General features: G+C 68.1%; 22 protein-coding genes and 1 pseudogene. 15 read left to right on the top strand and 8 right to left on the bottom strand.

The annotated features are described in order from the left end of the window. Nucleotides 1–2: 2 nt before the first annotated feature. Nucleotides 3–656, bottom strand: coding sequence for a hypothetical protein (locus ACZ5QD_RS09525; RefSeq protein WP_156150465.1), 654 nt, complete (start codon nt 654–656; stop codon nt 3–5). Nucleotides 657–771: 115 nt separating this feature from the next. On the opposite strand from ACZ5QD_RS09525, the gene trhO reads away from it, so the two are divergent. The 5 genes from trhO to ACZ5QD_RS09500 all read left to right on the top strand — a co-directional run bounded on the left by trhO (nt 772) and on the right by ACZ5QD_RS09500 (nt 5,486). Then, a complete protein-coding gene (trhO, locus tag ACZ5QD_RS09520; RefSeq protein WP_045538322.1) occupies nt 772–1,629 on the top strand; it encodes an oxygen-dependent tRNA uridine(34) hydroxylase TrhO in 858 nt (285 codons plus the stop codon). Continuing rightward, on the top strand, nt 1,626–2,702 hold the full coding sequence (locus ACZ5QD_RS09515; RefSeq protein ID WP_464366701.1) for a CobW family GTP-binding protein: 1,077 nt from the start codon (nt 1,626–1,628) through the stop codon (nt 2,700–2,702). The genes trhO and ACZ5QD_RS09515 overlap by 4 nt, the downstream gene beginning before the upstream one ends. Nucleotides 2,703–2,850: 148 nt before the next feature. Then, nucleotides 2,851–3,930, top strand: a complete 1,080-nt coding sequence (locus tag ACZ5QD_RS09510) for an N-acetylmuramoyl-L-alanine amidase (protein ID WP_045538318.1) — start codon at nt 2,851–2,853, stop codon at nt 3,928–3,930. A 21-nt stretch (nt 3,931–3,951) separates the two neighbouring features. Further along, complete coding sequence (locus ACZ5QD_RS09505) at nt 3,952–4,929, top strand: SDR family oxidoreductase (RefSeq protein ID WP_045538316.1); 978 nt, start codon at nt 3,952–3,954, stop codon at nt 4,927–4,929. Next, the gene (locus tag ACZ5QD_RS09500; RefSeq protein WP_045538314.1) at nt 4,926–5,486 is read left to right on the top strand and encodes a nucleosidase; all 561 of its coding nucleotides are present in this window, start codon (nt 4,926–4,928) and stop codon (nt 5,484–5,486) included. Before ACZ5QD_RS09505 ends, ACZ5QD_RS09500 begins: the two co-directional genes overlap by 4 nt. Before the next feature lie 38 nt (nt 5,487–5,524). Here the strand turns inward: ACZ5QD_RS09500 and ACZ5QD_RS09495 are convergent, their stop codons facing one another. The 3 genes from ACZ5QD_RS09495 to ACZ5QD_RS09485 form a co-directional block, all read right to left on the bottom strand. Further along, nucleotides 5,525–6,655: a DUF6542 domain-containing protein gene (locus ACZ5QD_RS09495; protein WP_464366700.1), complete on the bottom strand. Its 1,131-nt coding sequence runs from the start codon at nt 6,653–6,655 to the stop codon at nt 5,525–5,527. Between the two features lie 91 nt (nt 6,656–6,746). Continuing rightward, a complete protein-coding gene (locus tag ACZ5QD_RS09490) occupies nt 6,747–7,826 on the bottom strand; it encodes a DNA recombination protein RmuC (RefSeq protein WP_045540017.1) in 1,080 nt (359 codons plus the stop codon). Between the two features lie 121 nt (nt 7,827–7,947). Beyond that, on the bottom strand, nt 7,948–8,478 hold the full coding sequence (locus ACZ5QD_RS09485; protein ID WP_006895775.1) for a methylated-DNA--[protein]-cysteine S-methyltransferase: 531 nt from the start codon (nt 8,476–8,478) through the stop codon (nt 7,948–7,950). Between the two features lie 179 nt (nt 8,479–8,657). Between ACZ5QD_RS09485 and ACZ5QD_RS09480 the strand changes: the two genes are divergently transcribed. The 6 genes and pseudogenes from ACZ5QD_RS09480 (at nt 8,658) to ACZ5QD_RS09455 (ending at nt 13,768) form a co-directional block, all read left to right on the top strand. Beyond that, nucleotides 8,658–9,944 (top strand): AI-2E family transporter, encoded by a 1,287-nt coding sequence (locus ACZ5QD_RS09480; protein WP_006895777.1) that lies wholly within the window; start codon nt 8,658–8,660, stop codon nt 9,942–9,944. Nucleotides 9,945–9,950: 6 nt separating this feature from the next. Then, entirely contained in the window at nt 9,951–11,030 is a 1,080-nt protein-coding gene (ychF, locus tag ACZ5QD_RS09475) for a redox-regulated ATPase YchF (protein WP_006895779.1), read from the top strand. Between the two features lie 86 nt (nt 11,031–11,116). Next, a pseudogene (locus tag ACZ5QD_RS09470) lies at nt 11,117–11,272 on the top strand (HigA family addiction module antitoxin); the annotation flags it as partial. A gap of 216 nt (nt 11,273–11,488) precedes the next feature. Then, entirely contained in the window at nt 11,489–12,490 is a 1,002-nt protein-coding gene (locus ACZ5QD_RS09465) for a quinone oxidoreductase family protein (protein WP_231650319.1), read from the top strand. A 65-nt stretch (nt 12,491–12,555) separates the two neighbouring features. Continuing rightward, on the top strand, nt 12,556–12,834 hold the full coding sequence (locus tag ACZ5QD_RS09460) for a putative quinol monooxygenase (RefSeq protein ID WP_062367780.1): 279 nt from the start codon (nt 12,556–12,558) through the stop codon (nt 12,832–12,834). A gap of 94 nt (nt 12,835–12,928) precedes the next feature. Further along, nucleotides 12,929–13,768, top strand: coding sequence for a class I SAM-dependent methyltransferase (locus ACZ5QD_RS09455; protein WP_464366699.1), 840 nt, complete (start codon nt 12,929–12,931; stop codon nt 13,766–13,768). Nucleotides 13,769–13,790: 22 nt separating this feature from the next. Here the strand turns inward: ACZ5QD_RS09455 and arr are convergent, their stop codons facing one another. After that, the gene (gene arr, locus ACZ5QD_RS09450) at nt 13,791–14,201 is read right to left on the bottom strand and encodes an NAD(+)--rifampin ADP-ribosyltransferase (protein WP_006895785.1); all 411 of its coding nucleotides are present in this window, start codon (nt 14,199–14,201) and stop codon (nt 13,791–13,793) included. Nucleotides 14,202–14,268: 67 nt separating this feature from the next. Then, on the bottom strand, nt 14,269–15,048 hold the full coding sequence (locus ACZ5QD_RS09445) for an alpha/beta fold hydrolase (protein ID WP_006895786.1): 780 nt from the start codon (nt 15,046–15,048) through the stop codon (nt 14,269–14,271). A 51-nt stretch (nt 15,049–15,099) separates the two neighbouring features. On the opposite strand from ACZ5QD_RS09445, the gene ACZ5QD_RS09440 reads away from it, so the two are divergent. Next, nucleotides 15,100–16,848, top strand: a complete 1,749-nt coding sequence (locus ACZ5QD_RS09440; protein ID WP_464366698.1) for a GNAT family N-acetyltransferase — start codon at nt 15,100–15,102, stop codon at nt 16,846–16,848. Between the two features lie 14 nt (nt 16,849–16,862). Here the strand turns inward: ACZ5QD_RS09440 and ACZ5QD_RS09435 are convergent, their stop codons facing one another. Then, the gene (locus ACZ5QD_RS09435) at nt 16,863–17,288 is read right to left on the bottom strand and encodes a VOC family protein (protein WP_006895789.1); all 426 of its coding nucleotides are present in this window, start codon (nt 17,286–17,288) and stop codon (nt 16,863–16,865) included. Nucleotides 17,289–17,383: 95 nt separating this feature from the next. On the opposite strand from ACZ5QD_RS09435, the gene ACZ5QD_RS09430 reads away from it, so the two are divergent. Both ACZ5QD_RS09430 and ACZ5QD_RS09425 read left to right on the top strand, forming a co-directional pair. Further along, on the top strand, nt 17,384–18,352 hold the full coding sequence (locus tag ACZ5QD_RS09430) for a glycoside hydrolase family protein (protein ID WP_062367776.1): 969 nt from the start codon (nt 17,384–17,386) through the stop codon (nt 18,350–18,352). Between the two features lie 69 nt (nt 18,353–18,421). Beyond that, complete coding sequence (locus ACZ5QD_RS09425) at nt 18,422–19,078, top strand: alpha/beta hydrolase (protein WP_006895792.1); 657 nt, start codon at nt 18,422–18,424, stop codon at nt 19,076–19,078. Here ACZ5QD_RS09425 and ACZ5QD_RS09420 read toward each other — a convergent pair. Next, entirely contained in the window at nt 19,033–19,662 is a 630-nt protein-coding gene (locus tag ACZ5QD_RS09420; protein WP_006895793.1) for a DUF2461 domain-containing protein, read from the bottom strand. The genes ACZ5QD_RS09425 and ACZ5QD_RS09420 overlap by 46 nt on opposite strands. 104 nt (nt 19,663–19,766) lie before the next feature. On the opposite strand from ACZ5QD_RS09420, the gene ACZ5QD_RS09415 reads away from it, so the two are divergent. Further along, entirely contained in the window at nt 19,767–21,188 is a 1,422-nt protein-coding gene (locus ACZ5QD_RS09415; protein ID WP_006895794.1) for an amino acid permease, read from the top strand. Nucleotides 21,189–21,226: the final 38 nt, after the last annotated feature.

Raw genomic sequence — 21,226 nt, 5'->3', positions numbered from 1 at the left:
ATTCAACGGGTCGGGACCACTGGTGAGGAATTGCGATTATCGACCGTCGGGCTATCGGCGTCGGAATCCAATCCGAGCAGTGATGCGGGGGCGCGTTCATCCGCCCTAATCGCACTGTATCCATTAGCGGTAATCGCGAAGCCGGTGCCGGAACTGGACTCTACGCAGTAGAGGTCGTCGGAATCGGTGAGACAGGCGAAACGGTCGACATTGATCGCACGACCGGAGCCGAGGATGCGTGACCGGAACAACACCGGATAACTGTTAGCGCACGCGCCTGCTTTCGGTCCGTTGGCGTCGAGCACCACGTAATCGGCCTGCCAATCGCACTCGGCGGTGGCGTCGGCGGCGCGTTTGGCACCTCGGACGTGCTCGCCGACGCACACCAGAGCATCGGCGCCGTTGTTGCCGGTGGAGCATCTCACGCCGCGGTCCGGCGTCGAGAAATGAAAACCGGAGACATCGGACGTCCGGCCGTCGGCCGAGGTGGCGCCGACCTGGAATCCGGAATTGCTGGCTCGAGGCGCCGCCTTGATGACGCGTTCATAGCTCCACGGAGCCTCCGTTCGGCGGATGCCGACCGTGCGGGACGCGGATGTCGGCGAGAGCGAAGGCGCCGGCGATTCGGTGCTCGGCGCATTCGTGCCCGGGATCATGATCTTGCTGGGTGATGCGTCCGTGCTCAGCAGCGAACACGACGTCAGGACCGAGACGCCGAGGCATACCAGGGCGACGAGGGGCAGGCGTGTTCGAGGTCCGTACCCTTGCACTGTGGCGACTCCCAAGATCGTGTTGTTCTACGTCTTCGCTCCGCTGCCGGACCCGGAGGCGATCCGACTCTGGCAACAGAGCGTCTGCGAGGCCTCCGGACTGCGCGGCAGGATCATCGTGTCATCTCACGGCATCAACGCAACAGTGGGAGGTGACATCCGCGACGTCAAACGTTATGTCCGTGCCACCCGGAGCTATCCCGCATTCAAAGACGCCGACATCAAATGGTCGGACGGAACAGGCGACGATTTCCCGCGGCTGAGCGTGAAGGTGCGCCCGGAGATAGTGACCTTCGGCGCCGCCGAAGAACTGCGTCTGGACGATCACGGTGTGGTCGGCACCGGTGTGCGTCTGGCGCCGGAACAGTTGCACGAGCTCGTCGACCGGCGCGGTGACGAAGTGGTCTTCCTGGACGGCCGTAACAAGATCGAGGCGCAGATCGGCCGATTCCGGGATGCGGTGGTCCCCGACGTCACCACCACGCGGGATTTCCTTCCGCTTCTGGAAAGCGGTGCGCTCGATCATCTCAAAGGCCGGCCGGTCGTCACATATTGCACCGGCGGTGTCCGCTGCGAGGTGCTCAGCGCATTGATGAAAGCTCGTGGATTCGACGAGGTGTATCAGCTCGACGGGGGAATTGTCCGCTACGGAGAACAGTACGGCGACAGCGGTCTGTGGGAGGGCTCACTCTACGTTTTCGACAAACGCATGAGAATCGACTTCAGTCCGGAAGCGGCGGTGATAGGGAAGTGCCTTCGCTGCGGCACTCCGACGAGCGATGTCGCCAATCTGCCGGACGGCGACGGTCGCGATCTGGCAGTACTCTGCGCCGACTGCCGCGGTGAGCAGACGACGTGACCGCATCCGCCGCACCGGTCGTGGTGCTCGCGGGATTCCTCGGCGCGGGCAAGACCACGCTCCTCAACCATGTTCTCCGGCACGCGGGTGGCCGGCGGATCGGAGTTCTCGTCAACGACTTCGGGTCCATCAACATCGACGCTCTTCTGGTCTCCGGACAGTCGGGCGGCACGCTCAGCCTTGAGAACGGATGTATGTGCTGCACTACCGATGCGTCGGATTTCGCCGAGACACTCGCCGGCCTGACCGCCCCGGGCAACGGCATCGACGCGGTCTTGATCGAGGCCAGCGGAATCGCCGAACCCAAGGCATTGATCCGGATGGTGCTGTCGGCGCGAAGCTCCACCGTGGCGTACGGCGGCCTCGTCTACGTCGTCGACGCCGCTCACTACGACGACACGATCGCCGAACACCCGCAACTCGGTGAGCATCTCGCGATCGCTGATCTGGTGGTCTGCAATAAGATCGATCTGCTCGCCGGCCAGGACGCCGTGCAATCGCTGATCGCGCGGCTTCGAAGGATCAACTCCACCGCTCCGATCCTGCCGGTGGCGGATGCGGCGGTGGACCCGGAACTCTTCTTCGAGCCCGCTGCGGAGATCGCCCGAGACGACGGTCCTCGTCAGTTGAGCTTCGATGAACTGCTCCTCGCCGACGACCACGACCACCCCGACGACCACGACCACCCCGACGGCCACGACCACGGTCACGATCATCTGCACGCCGGTTTCGAGTCAGCGGCGCTCGAGACGTCCGCGCCGGTGGATCCTCGGCGCCTCGCGCAGTTCCTCGAACGCCCGCCCGCCGGCGCTTACCGGATCAAGGGAACGGTGCTGGTCGATCTCGACGGACACCGCGACACCGCCTACACGGTTCAGGCTGTCGGAGGCTTCGTCCGAGTCGACGCCGGCTCGTGGCGCGGACGGACGCCGGGTACGTCACTCGTCGTCATCGGGGCGGGGCTCGATGCGGCGGCCACCCGCGAAGCACTCGACGGTCTCGTCGCGCCCGCCGATCCCGACGATGTGAACGGAATCCTCCATCTGACGCGTCATCTGGTCACAGCAACCTAACGATTCCCGGTGAGATCCGAGCCTGCGTTTGCCGTCTAGCCTCAAGCACTGGTTCACTGTTACCAAAGTTGTCTGTGTGACAGATGGTGTTTGGATCCTCGGAAGGAGAGTGGTGTGTGCGCCCCGGGCCCGCACACCCAACCCGCCCATGAATGCTGTACGTTTCCGGCGGCGTGCGCTGATCGCGTCGTCCGTCCTCGCGTCGTCTGTCCTCGTCGGAGGACTGCTGACGGTCGCGCCCACCGAAGCGGCGCCCAAGACCGCGTCGCCCAAGAGTGGTGAACTGGCGGGCAAGACGGTGTTCCTCGACCCGGGACACCAGGGATCGGCGGCGGGCCACGATCTGGCGAAGCAGGTGCCGGACGGGCGCGGCGGCAAGAAGGACTGCCAGACCACGGGAGCCACCGCGGTCACCGGCAAAGCCGAGCACACGATCAACTGGGACGTCTCCCAGCTGGTGAAGGCCGCACTCGAGAGCAAGGGTGCCCGCGTGGTGATGAGTCGCAACGACGACACCGGCTGGGGCGGTTGCGTCGACGAGCGGGCGGAGGCCGCGAGCCGGTCGGGCGCCGCGCTGGCAGTGAGCATCCACGCGGACTCGACGAGCACCGGTGCCGATTCCAGCAAGACCGGCTTCCACATGATCGTGCCGACGCTGCCGATCCCGGACAAGACCGTCGACACGGTGCAGTCGGGCGAGGGCCGGAAGGCGTCGAACACCCTGCGTGACGCTATGAAGAAGGCCGGCTTCGCCCCGGCCAACTACCTGGGCGCTGTCGACGGAATCGTGACGCGGCCGGACATCGCCGCGGTCAATCTCACGCGCGTGCCGGCGGCCTTCATCGAGATGGGCAATCTGTCCGATCCGGCCGAGGCGGCCGTCCTGTCGTCCCCGCAGGGTGCCACCAAGTACGCGGTCGCGATCACCGAGGGCATCTCGGCCTACCTCGACGGGCACGCGGCCGCGGCCAACCCGACCGCACCGGCTCCGGACCCCGGTGCCCAGCCGAGTGCACCGGCAGCCGAGAGCCCGTCCGAAGGCACCGACCTGTCGGGGCTGAGCGGCGTGGAGGCGATCGGTCCGCTGATCGACAAGCTCGCCAAGGCCAAGAGCCCGCAGGAGGCGCAGCGCATTCTGATGACCGACGGCCAGGACGTCTCGGCCAACGTGCTCAAAGCGATCCTCGCGGTGGTCTACGCGGTGTTCGGCGGCAAGCTCCCGATCTGACGAGTGGACTAAGGTTGTGTCATGGGTCTCATGACATCGCTGAAACTTCCCAGCCTGCAGACCGTCCGGGAGCTGTTCGTGGTGCCGACTCCCGTGCCCTCGCTTCATGATCGCAAAGTGCTGATCACCGGCGCCGCCAGCGGCATCGGCCGCGCCACCGCGCTGGCGGCCGCCGACGCCGGGGCGCAGCTGGTGCTCACCGACATTCAGGCCGACGCTCTCGACGCGGTGGTCGCAGAGATTCTCGATCGACGGGGCACCGTGCTCTACCACCGTGCAGGCGACGTCTCCGACTACGAGTGGGTGGCAGCGTTCGCGCGGGGCGTCGACGCGGAGGTCGGCGTGATGGACGTCGTCATGAACGTGGCGGGCGTGTCGGCGTGGGGGACGGTCGAGCGCTTGGAACACCGCCATTGGAAGAAGATGGTGGACGTCAATCTGATGGGCCCCATCCACATCATCGAGTCGTTCGTGCCTCAGATGGTCCGCCGCGGCACCGGCGGTCACCTGGTGAACGTGTCGTCGGCCGCCGGGCTGCTGGCACTGCCGTGGCACGCCGCCTACAGCGCCAGCAAGTTCGGTATCCGGGGCGTGTCGGAGGTACTGCGATTCGATCTCCGGCGCCACAACATCGGCGTCTCGCTGGTGTGCCCGGGCGGTGTGGCGACTCCCTTGGTCGAGACCGTCGACATCGTCGGTCTCGATCGCGGCAACACCGCCATCCAGCGCGAGATCGCGGGTTTCCACAAGATCGCGGTCACGCCTGAGAAGGCGGCATCGGCGATCCTCCGCGGAGTCACCCGCAACAAGTTCATGGTCTACACCTCGTTCGACATCCGGTTCGGCTACTGGTGGGCGCGGAAGTTCGCGCTTCCCTACGAGGTGGTGATGCGCATCGCGAACAACCGATTCGACTACTTGGCGCGCCTCAGCGACCTCGCCTCCGCGGCAGGTGCCGCGGACCGGACCGGAACCGCGGCGTCGCGGCGCGCTGAGTGAGCGCGCCGGACGGGGTGCTGGTGGTCTCGGCCACCCGCGCCGAGGCCGCGCATGTGCCGCCGGGGGCCGATCTGCTCATCACCGGTATCGGGAAGGTTCGCGCGGCCAGCAAGGTGACGCACCGGCTGGCTGTCGGTGACTACCGCCGGGTGATCAACATCGGCACCGCGGGGGCGCTGCGCGACGGGCGCACCGGACTCTTCACACCTTCGCGAGTCATCGAGCACGACATCAGTGCCGCGGATCTCGCCGCAATGGGCTATCACACGGTTGACGAATGGGACGTGGCGGGCGGCGACGGCAGCGTGCTGGCTACCGGGGACACATTCGTGAACGATCCGCTGCACCGGGACCGGCTCGCGTTGCGGGCCGATCTCGTCGACATGGAGGGCGCGGCGATCGCTCACGTCTGCGCCGAGTACGGACTGCCTCTCCGCGTGGTCAAGGTCGTCACCGACAATGCCGACGACTCGGCGTTCGACTGGCCGCAGGCCATCGCGGCCGCGGCACGCGACCTCGGCGACTGGCTCGACGGAAGTCGGTTCGGCGAGATCTGAGGTCTTCGACGCCCGGCCGGCTCGCGGTCGGGATCGACTCAGCGCTCGTCGGCGCCGGCCGTCAGGTCCTCGATCTGGCTCTTGTCCCGCAGCTGGCCCGCGGTGCGACGCGGACGGCCCTTGGGATCGCGCGGCGGGATGGTCTGCGGCGCGGCGCGGCGACGGGGTGCGTCGGCGGCTGCCGGCGAGGCGGCCGGAGCCGGTCGGGGCCGGGGCGCCGGGCGAGTCGGGGACGGAGCGGGGCTCTGCGCCGCTGCCGGCCGTCGCTGAGCGGCGGCGGGATCGGAGGAGGGCTTGGCGGCGGGCCGGGCGCCGGCAGCGCGCTGGGGCGCGGGCTTGGCCGGTGCGGCATTCGACGCAGCAGGGGTTCGGGGGGCTGCGGGGGAAGTGGCTGCACGCTTGGTGGCCGCGTCCTTCGCGTTCGCAGAGCCCTTCGGGGCCGCCGCCGCGGCGGGCACCCGCTTGGTCGCGGCAGTTCTGCTCCTGGTCTCGCGCGTCGCTGCGTCCTTGGGCTGTGTGCCGGCCGCCGCGTCTCTCGTGGCCGTGCGTTTCGTCGCAGAGGTGCCTGCCGCACCGGTTCGCCGCGTTGCGGATGCCTTGGCCTGAGCGCCGGCCGCCGCCGGAGTGGCGGCGCGCTTGGGGGAGCCGGTCTTGCCCGAGGACCCGGAGCGGGGTGCGGTCTTCTTCGCGGGGGCGGCCCGCCGACCGGACTCGGCGGTGGTCGGACGCGACTTCCCGGTGAACTTGCCGAACACGGCCAGGCCCTGGGGGCGAGCCAGGAGCAATCGCGCCACCACAACGGCCAGGGTCAGGACGAAGGCCAGCAGGATCCATGGAAAGCTCGTCGCGATCGGCAGGATCACCTTCAGGACGATGTCCCGCATGCCCTGCGCGCTGTCGGAACTCAGGGTGTAGAGGGTGACGATGCCGACCACGAACGCGACCAGCGGCGGTTGTGCCGCCGCGGTGAACAGTGCTCGTTGTCGCACGCACAGTGCGGCCAGAACGCACCCGAGCAGGTAGCACACCTTGAACGCCCGGCCCAGTGACGATGACGTATCGGCGCTGATGACGGCGCCGAGAGTCGTGGCTCCGACGGCGATCAGAACGGCGCCCCACCAGGGCACACCCCGGATGGTGGGCAGGACGGACCGCTCGTCGGCGGGCACGGCAGAGCCGGCTAGCAAGCGCGAAAACACAACTAAACGGTACCGTTAACTCCGCCGATCGCCGTGATCCGAAGCCGTGAGTTTCCTGAATCTATCGGATCGGTGATATTGATCTCACCACCGAATCGACGGGGCTGATCCCGTCGCTGACCCGCACCGACGGGTTGGCGGTACCCGAGAGGGCTTCGAGATCTGCGAGCTTGCGGGCGGTGACTCCGAGGCGACTGTCGATGGCTCCGACCGTCGAGTTGTACGCCTCCACGGCCCGGCGCAGGGACGCACCGGTCTTCTCCAGGTGGCCGAGCACTTGGTCTATCCGCTGGTACAGCTGGCGACCGAGAGCATGAATGGTCTCGGCATCCTCGGCGAGCGCATATTGACGCCAGCCCAGGGCGACGGTTCGCAGCAGGGCGATCAGGGTGCTGGGCGTGGCGAGCACCACGTCACGGGAGAACGCGTAGTCGAGGAGCCCCGGGTCGCCGCGCAGCGCAGATTCGAGAACCCCGTCGCCGGGCAGGAACAGAACGACGAATTCCGGCGACACGGGTTGTGCGGACCAGTACGACTTCGCGGACAGTACGTTCACGTGCGCCCGCACGGCCTGCGCGTGCCGGGCGATGACCTCGCGGTTGTCGGGGACTGCGCCGGAGGTCGATTCCAGGTACGCGTGCAGCGGCACTTTGGCGTCCACCACGATCCGTCGTCCACCGGCGAGTTGAACCACCAGGTCGGGTCGCACGGCCCGGTCGGCGTCCGACTGCCCCTGTACCTGCGTCGCGAAATCGCAGTGCCGCGACATCCCGGACAGTTCGACGATTCTTTCGAGTTGGATCTCGCCCCAGCGGCCGCGAACGTGCGGTGCGTGGAGTGCGCTGGCCAACTGGCTGGTCTGCTGGTGCAGTCGCTGCGAGGTCGCGTGCACTCCGCGCATCTGTTCGGCGAGGCCGGCGTAGGCGTGGGCACGTCCGGCCTCGCTCCGCCGCAGTTCCTCCGACAGCCGTCCGAGTGTCTCGCGCAGCGGACCCACCACGAGGTCGACCTCCGCGCCCAGCGACGGCCCGGGACGTTCGCCGCCGGAGTGATGTCCGCCCGTCGCCGTACCGCGGGCGAACCACCCGAGGAGTGCGCCGACGATGAGACAGAGCGGGCCGATGATCGCTGCTGGTGTCATGCCGCCATCTTGGCGCGAGCCTCTGACATCGATCCCGGGCGTCGATCCCGGCCTGGCAGCTCCCCGCCGGCTCGAGGCGCACGGGCTACTCGTCGTCCGGACCGCGGCGTCGGTGGCCGGCTCAGTCTTCGAGGTCGGGCGGCGGCTCCTCACGAGCGAGAAGGTTCCGCTTGAGATCGAGCCCGTAGCGGAACCCGCCGAGACCGCCGCTCGCCCTGGTGACGCGGTGGCAGGGAACGAACAGAGCGGCGGCGTTGCGCACACAGCATTGAGCGGCGCCGCGGACCGCTGCCGGACGCCCCGCGCGTTCGGCGAGCTGACCGTAGGTGACCGGGTATCCCGCCGGCACCAGCCGCAATGCCGACCACGCCGCGGCGATGAACGGGCCCGCGATCTGACGCACCGCGACACCGGACGGAGCGGCGAAGTCGCCGTCGTAGTAGGCGGTCACGGCGTCGGCGACCGGGCCCGCCGGGCGCCGGCTGAGCTGACCACCGCGCAATGCGGGAGCGATGAGCCCGGCGAGATACTCGGCCGACTCGGTCCAGCCGGCGGCGTGCACGGTGTCCGCGTCGTCGTACAGGACGGTGAACGGGCCGTCGGCGGTGGCGACGGTGGTCCAGCCGAGGGCTGGGGCGGTTGGCATGGTCATCGGACCTCCCGGTGTCGGCCGGCGAGGTGATGGACTCGCCGGGATCAGACTGACGTCTACTGAATTGGACGCACCGCACCGTGGTTCGGTTCCATTCCCGTCTCCCGGCGCGTACGACAGTCGGACGACCCCTCGCGCGGCGAACCGCGGATGTCGGAGGCGTATGTGAAGATTGGCGCGTGAGCGACCGAAACGACGAATCTTCGCCGGAACCCGACACCGGGACGAGCGACCGCGCCGACGCAGCCGCCGCGGAGCCGACCCCGGAGCGATTGCTGAACCCGGTCACCGGCAAGCCCTATCCGACGCGCGGCAGGGTGTTCCTGACGGGCCTGCGGTCCTCGTCCATCGTGTCCTTGCAGATGCTGCTGGTGATGGTGTTCCTGTTCGCGCTGCTGTGGGTGATGTCCAAGCTCTGGGTGATCCTGCTGCCGGTGATCCTCGGCATCGTCGTCGCGACGGTGCTGTGGCCGCCTGTCCGATGGCTGCTCTCGAAGCGGGTGCCGCCCGCGGCGGCGACCCTCGTGGTGCTGCTGGCGGCGATCGCGGTCATCGGCGGCGTCATCGGCGGCATCGTGCCGTCAGTCATCGACCAGGCGCCGCAGCTGGCCGATCGCGCCGTCGACGGTGTGCATCGGGTTCAGGAGTGGATCCAGGGTCCGCCGCTCAACGTCGGCGACGATCAGATCAATGCTCTCGTCAACGAGATCACCAGCAAGCTGCAGAAGAGCGCGACCACGATCGCCTCGGGTGTGTTCAGCGGAGTCGGCGTCGCGACCTCGGTGCTGGTGACGCTGTTCACGACCGTCGTCCTGGTGTTCTTCTTCCTCAAGGACGGGCCCAAGTTCCTGCCGTGGCTCAACCGCACGATGGGGGCCGAGGGGGCCGTTCACATCAGCGAGATCCTGCGGCGGATGTGGGAGACGCTGGGCGGCTTCATCCGAACCCAGGCCATCGTCAGCTTCGTGGATGCGGCCCTGATCGGCATCGGTCTGGTGGTGCTCGACGTGCCGCTCGCGGGAGTGCTGATCGTCATCACGTTCATGGGCGGATTCATCCCGATCGTGGGTGCCTTCGTCGCCGGTGCGCTCGCGGTGCTGATCGCGCTCGTGTCGAACGGGCTCACCTCTGCCCTGATCGTGCTCGGGATCATCCTGGCGGTGCAGCAGTTGGAGGGCAATGTCCTCTCGCCGTGGCTGCAGGCCAAGTCGATGAACCTGCACGCGGTCATCGTGCTGCTGTCGGTGACGTTGGGCGGCAGTCTCTTCGGCATCACCGGAGCGTTCCTCGCGGTGCCCGCGGCGTCGTGTCTCGCCGTCGCCCTGAGGTACATCCTCGAACAGATCGGCAGAGCCGCGGGCGATGAGATAGCCGCCGAGGACGAGGCGGCCCGGGCGGCGCAGCAGGAGTCCCGCAAGCGCAGGCGCGGGCCGGGTAGGTCGGGCGCGCAGACGCAGATAGACTGACCTCCCGTGAGTCTTACCCTCGGAATCGTCGGCCTGCCCAATGTCGGAAAGTCGACGCTCTTCAACGCCCTGACCCGTAACGACGTGCTCGCCGCGAACTACCCGTTCGCCACCATCGAGCCGAACGTCGGTGTCGTGGAACTGCCCGACGCGCGGCTCGACCGGCTCGCCGAGATCTTCGGCAGCGAACGGATCCTTCCCGCCGTCGTGTCGTTCGTCGACATCGCGGGAATCGTCAAGGGCGCATCGGAGGGCGAGGGCATGGGCAACCAGTTCCTCGCGAACATCCGCGAGGCCGACGCCATCTGCCAGGTGGTCCGCGTGTTCTCCGACGACGACGTGGTGCACGTCGACGGCCGCGTCGATCCGCGCGCCGACATCGAGGTCATCGAGACCGAACTGATCCTGGCGGACATGCAGACTCTCGAGAAGGCGATTCCGCGTCTCGAGAAGGAGGCGAAGAAGAACAAGGACCAGGCGGAGTCGCTTGACGCGGCCAAGAAGGCGCAGGCGGTTCTTGACAGCGGCAAGACGTTGTTCTCGGTGAAGGACTCGTTCGACCTGTCGTCGGTGCGCGAACTGCATCTGCTGACCGCCAAGCCGTTCCTCTACGTCTTCAACGCCGACGAGGCCGTTCTCACCGACGAGGCACGCAAGCAGGAACTCCGCGACGCCGTCGCACCGGCCGACTGCGTCTTCTTGGACGCCAAGGTCGAGAGCGAACTCCTCGAACTCGAGGAGGAGGACGCTCAAGAACTCCTCGACTCGATCGGGCAGGACGAGCCCGGTCTGCGTCAGCTCGCCCGCGCCGGCTTCCACACGCTCGGTCTGCAGACCTACCTCACCGCCGGTCCCAAGGAGGCGCGCGCCTGGACCATCCGCCAGGGCGACACCGCGCCCAAGGCCGCGGGCGTCATCCACACCGACTTCGAGAAGGGCTTCATCAAGGCCGAGATCGTGTCGTTCACCGACCTCGACGCCGCCGGCTCGATGAACGCGGCCAAGGCCGCGGGCAAGGTTCGCATGGAGGGCAAGGACTACGTGATGGCCGACGGCGACGTAGTAGAGTTCCGATTTAACGTCTAGCGATAATGACGGTTCGCGTTAATCTTCTGGTCGGATGATCAGATCGTTCGGCAGCAAGGAGACCGAACGGCTGTGGCGTCGCGAGCGTGCACGGAGAGCGGGGCATCACAGCCGACACCGCGCTGCGACTCGCGAAGTACTTCGGTACGTCGGCGGAGTTCTGGCTCAATCTGCAGAGCCACTACGACCTGGACCGAGCCGGGGAGCAGATCGCGTCCGTCGTCCCCTTGAATATCGCGTGACAGGCAGTCCGGTTCGCTGGTGACACCCTCGGGTCACCAGCGTCGATCACGGCTGGAGCGACCCATCCACGCAGGCACTCGTTCCCGACACCGTCCTTCCAACTCAAGAGGATGCGGCATCAAGCCCGGGGCGCTGCACCTTCTGTGCGGCTTGCCCGGGTCCTCGACCACCATGAACATGGTTGAGGACGTCTACGCCGAGTGACGATCCGAGTGATGAACGGAGAGCAGATGACCGAGACGATGCGTGCCCTTGTGTCCGGACGCGGACCCGAGTGGATTCTCGCCGATGCGGCGCTTCCCGAGCCCGGTCCGGGCCAGGTGCTCATTCGCAACCGCGCCGCGGCGACCAACAACGCCGATCTGCCGATGCTGGCCGAGGCCGACCCCACCAGGGGCGGACACGGCCGGGAGTTCATCGCCGGATTCGAGTACGCGGGGGAGATCGCAGCTCTCGGAGAGGACGCCGGCGACTGGCAGGTCGGGGACCCGGTGATGGGCACCTTTCCGTCCGCGTTCGCGGACTACCTGATCGCCGACCACCGCTTCGTGCTGCCCCGTCCCGAAGGGTTGGCCGAGGACATCGCCTGCGCGTTGCCGACAGCGCTCCTCACCGAGTTCGGTGCTCTCACTGTCGCCGGGTTCGTGCCGGGGCGAAGTGTTCTCATCACGGGCGCGACCACCGGCATCGGCCTGGTCGGCGTGCAGATGGCGAAGGTGCTCGGCGCTTCTTCGGTCGTCGCGACCACACGTACCGCCGGCAAGCGTGAACTTCTCGCCGGTCTCGGCGCGGATACGGTGATCGTCACCGGCGACGAAGACCTGACGCAGGCAACACTCGCCGCGACCGGCGGCAAGGGCGCCGACGTCGTCCTCGACCATGTCGCCGGCGAGACCTTCGCGCAATGCCTTCCCGCGACCGCCGAGGACGGTCACGTCGTCAACATCGGTCGCCTCGCAGGTCCCGCGTCCACGATCGACCTCGACGCGTTGTCCTACCGGCATCTGACCGTCCACGGCGTCTCGTTCGGGTTCTCCCGCGACTGGGAGACCGTGCCGATCCTCGAGAGTCTGAGCGCTGACGTGCTGCCCGCAGTCGCCCGCGGCGAGATCCAGCCCGTCATCGACTCCGTCGTGGACGTCGCCGACTTCCAGCAGGTCGCAGAACGGCTTCGTTCAGGGAAGGCGGTCGGCAAGGCCGTCCTGGTCTTCGGCTAGATGTGGTGCCGCCCGATCACCTCGTCACGTGAGCAGCACTCGACCGGCAACGGAAGTCGTCCGGCATGACTGAGGTCGTCGTCAGCGGCAGGCTGATCTGCGGCGATGACGCGCAGACCGCGATCGTCGAGCGACTTCTGCCGCGACATGTCGAACTCACCCGGGCCGAACCCGGATGCGTCGCGTTCTCGGTGCTGCCGACGTCGGAGCCGGGCGTTTGGGCGGTCGACGAGACGTTCGTCGACGCGGCGGCGTTCCGAGCGCACCAGAGGCGGGTCGCGTCGAGCGAGTGGGGCCGGATGACCGCCGGAATCGAGCGCGTCTACACGACCCAGGGCAGCTGAGGCGGACCGGCACATCGACCGTCCTCGCGCCGTCCAGGGCCGTCGATCGGCGTGGCTGCTGGCATATCGGCCTTCTTCCTGGTAGTTAGTTGCGATGACAGAACAAGAATCGTCATTCAGCCGGACCGCACTCTTCTCCGCCGCAGCGCGCGCAGCGCACGCGCTCGTCGACAACCCACCGCACTTGCTCGTGGACGACGCCGCTCAAGAACTGTGTCGGCTGACGAGTCCGTCGCCTCTCGATTTCCAGTTGGCGCAACCCGAGGCGCCCATCCTCGCCGCCGCGCGCCTGACCGCGTGCGCGCGATCTCGCTACGCGGAGACGGTGCTCGCCGAGACGGGAAACGACCAAGTCGTCGTGGTCGGCGCCGGTCTGGACGCCACTGCGCTGCGGCTCCAGACCGGCAGACACCGGGTGTGGGTGGTGGACCGTCCGGGAGTGCTGCAGTGGCGGACGCGGCTGTTCGCAGAGGCCGACCTCGCGGACACCGCGACAAGCGTCGCCGCTGATCTCGCCGACGGTCTGCGAGTAGGCGATCTCGACAATGCAGGAGTCGACCTCACCCGCCCTGTCACCGTGCTCTGGCTCGGTGTCAGCATGTACCTCGCACCCGATGAGTGCCGCAGGTTCTTCGGCGACGTCAGCGCGCTGGCCGACGGATCCGCGCTCGTCTTCGACTACCACCTGAGCCGGGAACTGCGTGACGACGCCGGCCGCGACTACGCATGTGCGGTCGCGGCGATGGCGGGCGCGAGCGGTGAGCCGTGGCAATGCGCGGCGTCCCCGGACTCGGTCGCGCGATGGCTCACCGAGCACGGGTGGCGGGTGGAGGCCGATATCGACGAAGCGGACGCGACCGACGACGACTTCTTCGACCGGCAGCAGTACTTGTCGCCGATGCGGCTGGTACGCCTCGTCCACGCGGTCCGGTGACGGTCCCTCGCGCCGCGCGACCTCAGTTGATGATCTCGCCGCCGCCGTGTTCGAGAGTCGCGGCCAGCCGCTCGCGCCAGGTTCGGAGCTCGTCCGACGTGAGACGCTTCCAATCGGTGACCTCGCCGACCACGCGAAGCGGGTGGACGCTGCGATACGACCGGGTGGGATTGCCGGGGAATTTCTTGTCGGTTACATTCGGATCGTTCTCGAAGTCGCCGGTCGGTTGCACGAGGTAGACCCGTGGTTCGCCGTCGCCGGCCGCGAGTTCGGCGGCGAGGCCGGCGCCGTCTTGCAGCGCGGTGAAGTAGATGTGGTTCATCACCACTTCGGGACGGTAGTTGGACCGGAACCCGGCGGTGAGGTGGTCTCCGATGTCGAGGTCGGCCTTCGTCCCGTGAAAGAACGGTCCCTCGTCCAGCACGTCGTTCACCGAGTCAGGCTACCCGATCCGGTGCTGCCCGACTCGGTGGCTGACGGTCCGCGCTCAGCGTGCCGCGTCACCGTCGCTCCGCGACCTGTCGGTGCAGCAGGCTCGGCCACAGTGCCATCTCTGCCGGTGTGCGTGCCACGGTCAGAGTCGCGTGCGGCAGCAGGTCGACGAGCGCCTCCGCGGTCGACAGCGGATGTCCGGCGTCGTCGGTCCACGCCAGAATCGAGGTCGGGACGTCGATCGCCGCGACGTGAGCGGGCGAGGGGAGGTCGCTGAGGGCGGCGCCGCGCAGAACGGACGGCAGCAGGTCTGTGGCGACGGCCGGCACCGTCTCGCGGGTGCCCGCGAGCGCCGGGGGCCGGGGTGCAGTGCGTCCCGCGTCGATGAACGCGTCGATCCCCTCCGTCTCGACGGTGTCGGCGGCTGCCCGATACATCTCGGCCATCGCGGGCCGGCTGTCCCACGCGGTCGGTGGGATCACCAGCGTGAGCCCGGAAAAACGACCGGGATCGAGGACGGCGGCGTGCAACAGAGTGCCGGTGCCCATCGACGGCCCGACACCGTGCACCCGCTCGCCGGGGAACCAGGAGTCGAGCAGCCGCAGCAGGTCGTCGGCCAGCACCGGCCATCGATGGTCGCGGGGCTCCGGCCGCCCGGTCGACCGACCGTGCGCCCGCGCGTCGTAGCGCAGGAGGCGAGTGCCGCTGAGGCCGCGGCCCAGGTCGAGCCCCAGCGTCCGGTCGCGTGAGCGACTCGATGTGAGGCCGTGCAGCTGGACCACCGGCCACCCGTGCTCATCACTGAACTCGACGTCGAGGTCGGCTCCCGGAACGGTGAACGTCGTCATGGCTCTCCTCTGGGATTGCGGCCGCCGCGATGAGGGGTAGCGTAGCCGCTCATGCGGCTCACCAACGTCGGCCACCTCCGTCTCCCGTTCGGGCGACTGTACGGCTACGACGTCGCCGTGTCCGCTCCGGGAGACGACCTGCCGCTCTCCTTCGACCAGCGCAGGCACGTCGGTGCCGGCGACCGTCCGGGATCGTGGATGGCGCTCTCGTTCGAACTCGCCGAGACGATTCCGCGCGACCGCCTCGCCGACGCCTGGCTGCGGGTCGTCGACAGGCACGGGACGCTCCGGACGGTCGTCGTCGACGGGGGCGAGGGACCGCGCCTGCGTGAGGTCCGCATCGGCGCGGGAGCGTGGATCGAGCATCCGGTGGCTCCCGGCCAAGCCGTCAACGACGCGCTCCGGTCGGTGCTCGACGCGCACTGCAGGCCCTACTCGCAACCGTCCCACCGCCTGTGCGTGCTGGAGAAGGCCGCGGGTCCCACCGTGGTCGTGGCCGCCGACCACGCGCATGTCGACATGTGGTCGATGCTGGTGGTGGCGCGCGACCTGCTCGCCGCACTGGCCGGCTCGCTCGACGGCGAGGTGCCCGCGTTCGTCGAGCACACTCGGGCGATGGCGAACCGGCCCGCGGCTCCGTCGGACGTCCGGACGCGATGGGCGCAGATCCTCGCCGCCGGCGGCGACGTGATGCCGCGCTTCCCGTTGCCGCTCGGCACGGCGGAACCGAGCGCCGAACGCGTGGAGGTCCGCGACGTGTTCGACGTCGACGACAGCGCCGCGTTCTCGGCGCAGGCTCGGGCCGACGGCGTGTCCACGCTCTCGGGCGCGGTGTCGGTGATGACGTCGGTGACGCGGGAACTGGCGGGAACGCCACTGCGCGCCGTGTTCCCCGTACACAGCCGCTACGACGCGGCCTGGCACGAGTCGGTCGGCTGGTTCATCACCAACTCCGTCATCGAATCGTGCGACCCCGCCCCGTCGGCCTGCGCCGAAGCCGTCCGCGAGGCGGTCCGCCTCGGATCCTGGCCGCTGCGAGAGATTCTGGAACCGTGGGGCGGTGACATGCCCGAGGCACCCGGAATGTTCGCGGTGTCGTGGCTCGACCTGCGCCGGCTGCCGGTTCGGATCGATTCGGCGCGGATCGACGCCCAGTACGTGGGCGCCGTGATCCGAACCGACGGTGTGATGCTGTGGTTCATCCTCGACGAGGCCGGCCTGCATCTGCGGTGCCGCTATCCGGACACCGCGGAGGCCAGGACCAACGTCGGCGGGTGGCTGGATCTGCTCGTCGCGCGCCTGCAGGAGAGGTCACGATCGTCCGCGGGCGACGTGCTGCGCGTGAGCGGTCGGACATTCCGCATTCAGCGGGCGCGACGGTCGGACGTCCCGGCGATCGTCGACCTGCTCTCCGACGACGAGATCGGGCGCGATCGCGAAGGCGCCGAACTGGAACGGTACGAAGCGGCGTTCGACGTCCTGGTCCGAGACCGTGCCCACTACCTCGCTGTGGTCCGGGACGAGCGGGATCGGACCGTCGCGACGATGCAACTGACGGTGATCGGCGGCCTCTCGCGCGGCGGCACCACGCGGCTGCAGATCGAGGGTCTCCGCGTCGCCGAAGCAGAGCGCTCCCGCGGACTCGGGACTGCGATGCTCGATTGGGCGCACGCCCACGGTCGCGCGCACGGGGCACACCTGGCCCAACTCGCCACCGATGAGGCGCGCATCCGTGCGCGTGCCTTCTACGCCCGGGCCGGTTACCGGGCCGAGCACGTCGGTCTCAAACGAGAGCTCTGAGCCGTCGGGGCCGGTCAGGTGAGGGCCTGCGCCAGGCCGACGAGGATGCCCTCGGGCCCGCGTATGTAACAGAGCCGGTAACTGTCCTCGAACCGGACGATCTCGGTGCTGATGATCTCGGCGCCGTGCGGACGCAGGCGCTCCAGCGTCTCGTCGAGATCGTCGACCGCGAACATCACGCGCAGGTAGCCGAGTGCATTCACCGGAGCCCTCCGGTGATCGGCGACGACGTCCGGTTCGATGAACCGCGACAGTTCGAGCCGACTGTGCCCGTCGGGGGTCGCCATCATCGCGATCTCCACCCGCTGCTCGCCGAGACCGGTCACCCGGCCCGCCCAGGGACCCTCCACGACGGTCTGGCCGTCGAGCGACAGTCCGAGGGCGCTGAAGAACTCGATGGCCGCGCTGAGATCTTCGACGACGATGCCGACGTTATCCATCCTCACGGGCACGCACTCACTGTACCGAGATCCGTCCGCGATGTTGAGCCAACGAGCACCCGCCGCCGGCGACCGGAGGACATACTGCTTCAGTGATGTCAGTGAAGCGCACTCGTCTCCTCGCCGTGTCGGTCGTCGTGCTCGCAGCGGTCGGGCAGTTGCTGGCAGGCCCGGGCCGCAGCGATGCGGCGCCGACCGGCTGGAAGTACACGATGGTCGGGTTCAGCAACGGCACCGACCGAGCCATGGACGTGTACGGGTCCAGCGACGGCACACAGTTCAAGCCGGTGCGGAAGGCGGCCTACCGTCCGCCGACCGGCCGGGTCCGCGACCCGAGCGTGTTCCGGAACACCGACGGCATGTACTACGTCACGTACACCACCGCAGACGGCGCGAACATCGGCTTCGCCCGCAGCCGTGATCGGGTGAACTGGACGCCGATCGGCAACTATCCGGTCCCGTTCTGCTGCGCACTGCTTCCCGGGACCGGCGACGGCACCGGGTCGATGAACATTCCGGGATCGTCGGGTTCGGCCGCGTTGAAGAGCGCTCCGTCACTGTCGCCCTTCACGACGAAGGCGTGGGCGCCCGAATGGTTCGTCGAAGGCGGGCGGGTCCACGTCGTCCTGTCGATGTCCACCGGCGGCGGCTTCGTGCCCTACGTCATGACCGCTTTGGAGCCGTCTCTGCGTCTGTGGAGCATGCCGGTGCCGATCGCCGGCATCGGCGCCGACCACATCGACACCACCATCGTGAAGGTCGGGGCCACCTACCACGCCTTCACCAAGAACGAGACGCACAAGTACGTGCAGCACGCGGTGTCGTCGAAGCTCGCCGGGCCGTACCGGTTCGTGGCACCCGGCGATTGGGGTTCATTCGTGGAGGGACCCGCGGTGACGCAGTTGCCGAACGGCGCCTGGCGCATCTATCTCGACGCGTACAAGGCGGGGAAGTACGTCTACTCCGACAGCACCGACGGAATGCGCACGTGGTCGCCCGTCAGAGAGCTCCCCGGCTTGTCCGGCTCGGTCCGGCACTTCGGTGTGATGCGCGAGCGGGGCTGACGTGCCGACAGCGACCCCGAGGCCCCCGACTACGACCTTCGCGATCTCGCGGGCGACGCAGCAGCGCTCGTGCGGGCGCTCGGAGCGGACAACGCGCACATGGGTGGGCTGGGTGTCGGTGGCATGGTCGCCCAGGTCGCGGCACTCGACTTCCCGGATGTGTTCACCGCGCTCACCCTCGTCGGCACCAGGGCGGTCGCGCCGGGTCCGGTCGACGACGATCTGCCCGATCACGACGCGAACGTGATGGCGGCGCTGTTCTCGCGACCGAGCCCGGACTGGGCCGATCGCACGGCCGTCGTAGCGCATGCAGCCGAGAGCGCGCCGCTCCTTCACAACGACCCGGATCAGGCAGGCCGTCTCGCCGGTCGGATCTGGGATCGAACGCCGTCGAAGGCTCCTGCCGTGCACATGGCGAACCAGCGCGGCACCGTCTTCGCCCGGCTCGACTGTGCACCGCGCTGGCGTGAGCACCTCGGCGAGATCCGGATGCCGACGCTCGTCGTCCACGGCCGGCTCGATCCGTTCTTCCCGGTGGGCAACGGTCGAGCCCTGGCCGCGGAGATACCCGGCGCACGGCTGCTCATCCTGGACGACACATGGGTACCGGACTGCCCGAGCAGGCGAGCGGCGAGGTCGCTGCCGCGATGCTCGATCTCTGAACCCCGGCCGGCCGTCGGTCAACCGACGCGCCGGACCAGCCAGTCGACCAGCGGCCTCGTCTGACGCCAGTCCTTCCGAACCCGGTCGACCAGTGCGGGGGAGTGGATCACCTCGTCGAAACCGTAGTCACGGCTCACGGTCAACGACCGGTACCGCAACAGGTCGATCCGCGGGTGGTCGGCGCTCCAGCCGCGCGGCGAGGTCTTGACACGGTCGCCGCCCACCTCCCACCCCTTGCGTTCCAGGGTGCCGACGATCTTCTCGAGCTCGGCTCCGTGGAGGTCGTCGTCGATGGCGCGGCGAATGGCGGCCAGAGTGTCGGCGTCGGCGTGATAGAAGCCGGCGGCCACGCGCACTCCCGGGGCCGAGATCTGGACGTAGTAGCCGGTCGCGGGTCCGACCGCCACGAACGCGCCCTGATGGGTCTTGTACGGGGTCTTGTCCTTCGAGAACCGGACGTCCCGATACGGGCGGAACACCTTAGCCGGACCGAACTCGTCGGCGAGTTCGTCGGTCAGCGCGACCATCGGCGCGGCGACGCTGGACTGGTAGACGTCGCGGTGTGCTTCCCAGAACACTTTGCTGTTGTCGATCTCGAGATCGTCGTAGAAGTCGAGCGCAGCCTCGGGGAATCCGGTGAAGCTCATGGGTCGAGCCTACCGAGGACCCTGCGGCTGTCCGATTGTGACGAGGGTCAAAGGACGTCGTAAATTGTCCCCCTGAACGGTGTGACGCTGGAAGGGGTGACCGAATGACGGTGGCGAGCGAAGAACGCGCTCCCGACGAGGGATATCAGCGCGGACTGACCGCGAGTACGGTCCAGATGATCGCCATCGGCGGTGCCATCGGCACGGGCCTGTTCTACGGCTCGGGCGGAGCGATCGAGAAGGCCGGGCCGGCGCTGCTGCTCGCCTACGCGCTCGCGGGCCTCGCGATCTTCATCGTGATGCGCGCACTCGGCGAACTGCTGATCTACCGGCCGGTGTCCGGCGGCATCAGCGAGTACGCCGACGAATTCCTCGGGCGGTTCGCCGGCTTCAGCCAGGGCTGGACGTACTGGGCGGTGTGGACCACCACCTGCATGGCCGAGATCACCGTGGCGGGTAAGTACGTCAACTACTGGTGGCCGGCGATCCCCGGCTGGGTGACCGCGCTGACGGTTCTCGTCATCCTGTTCGGCGCGAACCTGATCTCGGTCGGCCTGTTCGGCCGTGCCGAGTTCTGGTTCTCGGCGATCAAGGTGACGGCGATCCTCGGCATGATCATCGTCGGCATCGGAGTCCTGTTGCCGATCGCCGGCTTCGGTCCGGCCGAGGGGCCCTCGGTGACCAACCTCTGGAACGACGGCGGGTTCTTCGCCACCGGTTTCACCAATGCTCTGCTGAGCCTGCAGATCGTCATGTTCGCCTACGTCGGTGTGGAACTGGTCGGCGTCACCGCGGGTGAGGCGGAGAACCCGAGGGTCACTCTGCGCAAGGCCATCAACTCGGTGCCCTTCCGCATCGGCATCTTCTACGTCGGTGCGATCCTGGTGATCCTGTCGGTCCGCGGATGGCGGAACTTCCACGCCGGAGAGAGCCCGTTCGTCGCGGTGTTCCAGTACATCGGCCTGCCCGGCGCGGCCGGTCTGGTCAACTTCATCCTGTTGACCGCGGCGCTCTCGTCCTGCAACTCCGGCATCTACTCCACCGGCCGGATGCTCCGTTCGCTGGCACAGCGCGGCGACGCGCCGCACGGTCTCGACCGCTTGTCGAGCCGGAAGGTACCGGTGGCCGGAATCGTGCTCAGTGCCCTGGTGATGGTCCTCGGCGTGGTCGTGAACGCGATCGACCCCGATCACGCGTTCTCGTACATCACCTCGGTCTCGACCGTCGGGATCATCGTCGTGTGGTCCACCATCCTGATCTGCCAGATGCGGTTCCGGGCGAAGGTCAAGAGCGGAGAACTGCCCGAATCCGATTACCGGGTGCCCGGAGCGCCCTACACGACCTGGGCGGCACTGGCGTTCCTGGCGTTGGTCTTCGTTCTGCTGTTCTTCACCGAGGACGGACGGATCGCCCTGATCGTCGGCGCCGTCTGGTTCGCCTGCGTGGTGATCGGCTACGTGTTCTGGTCGCGGATGCCGCTGCGGGAAGAGCCCGTCGAGACCGAGAGCCGCGTCGAGCGACGATGACGGCCGATTTCCGGATCGATCCGGCCGGCCCGAGCGCG

This window comes from Gordonia sp. J1A (genome assembly GCF_055393515.1).
Note: the sequence above shows the minus strand (reverse complement) of the source record. Positions and strands in the feature narration are given on the sequence as shown.

Coding starts and splice junctions, on each gene's coding strand:
- ACZ5QD_RS09525 (WP_156150465.1), bottom strand. CDS start 656: ATGATCCCGGGCACGAATGCGCCGAGCACCGAATCGCCGGCGCCTTCG.
- ACZ5QD_RS09510 (WP_045538318.1), top strand. CDS start 2,851: ATGAATGCTGTACGTTTCCGGCGGCGTGCGCTGATCGCGTCGTCCGTC.
- ACZ5QD_RS09505 (WP_045538316.1), top strand. CDS start 3,952: ATGGGTCTCATGACATCGCTGAAACTTCCCAGCCTGCAGACCGTCCGG.
- ACZ5QD_RS09490 (WP_045540017.1), bottom strand. CDS start 7,826: ATGACACCAGCAGCGATCATCGGCCCGCTCTGTCTCATCGTCGGCGCA.
- ACZ5QD_RS09485 (WP_006895775.1), bottom strand. CDS start 8,478: ATGACCATGCCAACCGCCCCAGCCCTCGGCTGGACCACCGTCGCCACC.
- ACZ5QD_RS09465 (WP_231650319.1), top strand. CDS start 11,489: ATGAACGGAGAGCAGATGACCGAGACGATGCGTGCCCTTGTGTCCGGA.
- ACZ5QD_RS09460 (WP_062367780.1), top strand. CDS start 12,556: ATGACTGAGGTCGTCGTCAGCGGCAGGCTGATCTGCGGCGATGACGCG.
- ACZ5QD_RS09455 (WP_464366699.1), top strand. CDS start 12,929: ATGACAGAACAAGAATCGTCATTCAGCCGGACCGCACTCTTCTCCGCC.
- ACZ5QD_RS09445 (WP_006895786.1), bottom strand. CDS start 15,048: ATGACGACGTTCACCGTTCCGGGAGCCGACCTCGACGTCGAGTTCAGT.
- ACZ5QD_RS09440 (WP_464366698.1), top strand. CDS start 15,100: ATGCGGCTCACCAACGTCGGCCACCTCCGTCTCCCGTTCGGGCGACTG.
- ACZ5QD_RS09435 (WP_006895789.1), bottom strand. CDS start 17,288: ATGGATAACGTCGGCATCGTCGTCGAAGATCTCAGCGCGGCCATCGAG.
- ACZ5QD_RS09430 (WP_062367776.1), top strand. CDS start 17,384: ATGTCAGTGAAGCGCACTCGTCTCCTCGCCGTGTCGGTCGTCGTGCTC.
- ACZ5QD_RS09420 (WP_006895793.1), bottom strand. CDS start 19,662: ATGAGCTTCACCGGATTCCCCGAGGCTGCGCTCGACTTCTACGACGAT.
- ACZ5QD_RS09415 (WP_006895794.1), top strand. CDS start 19,767: ATGACGGTGGCGAGCGAAGAACGCGCTCCCGACGAGGGATATCAGCGC.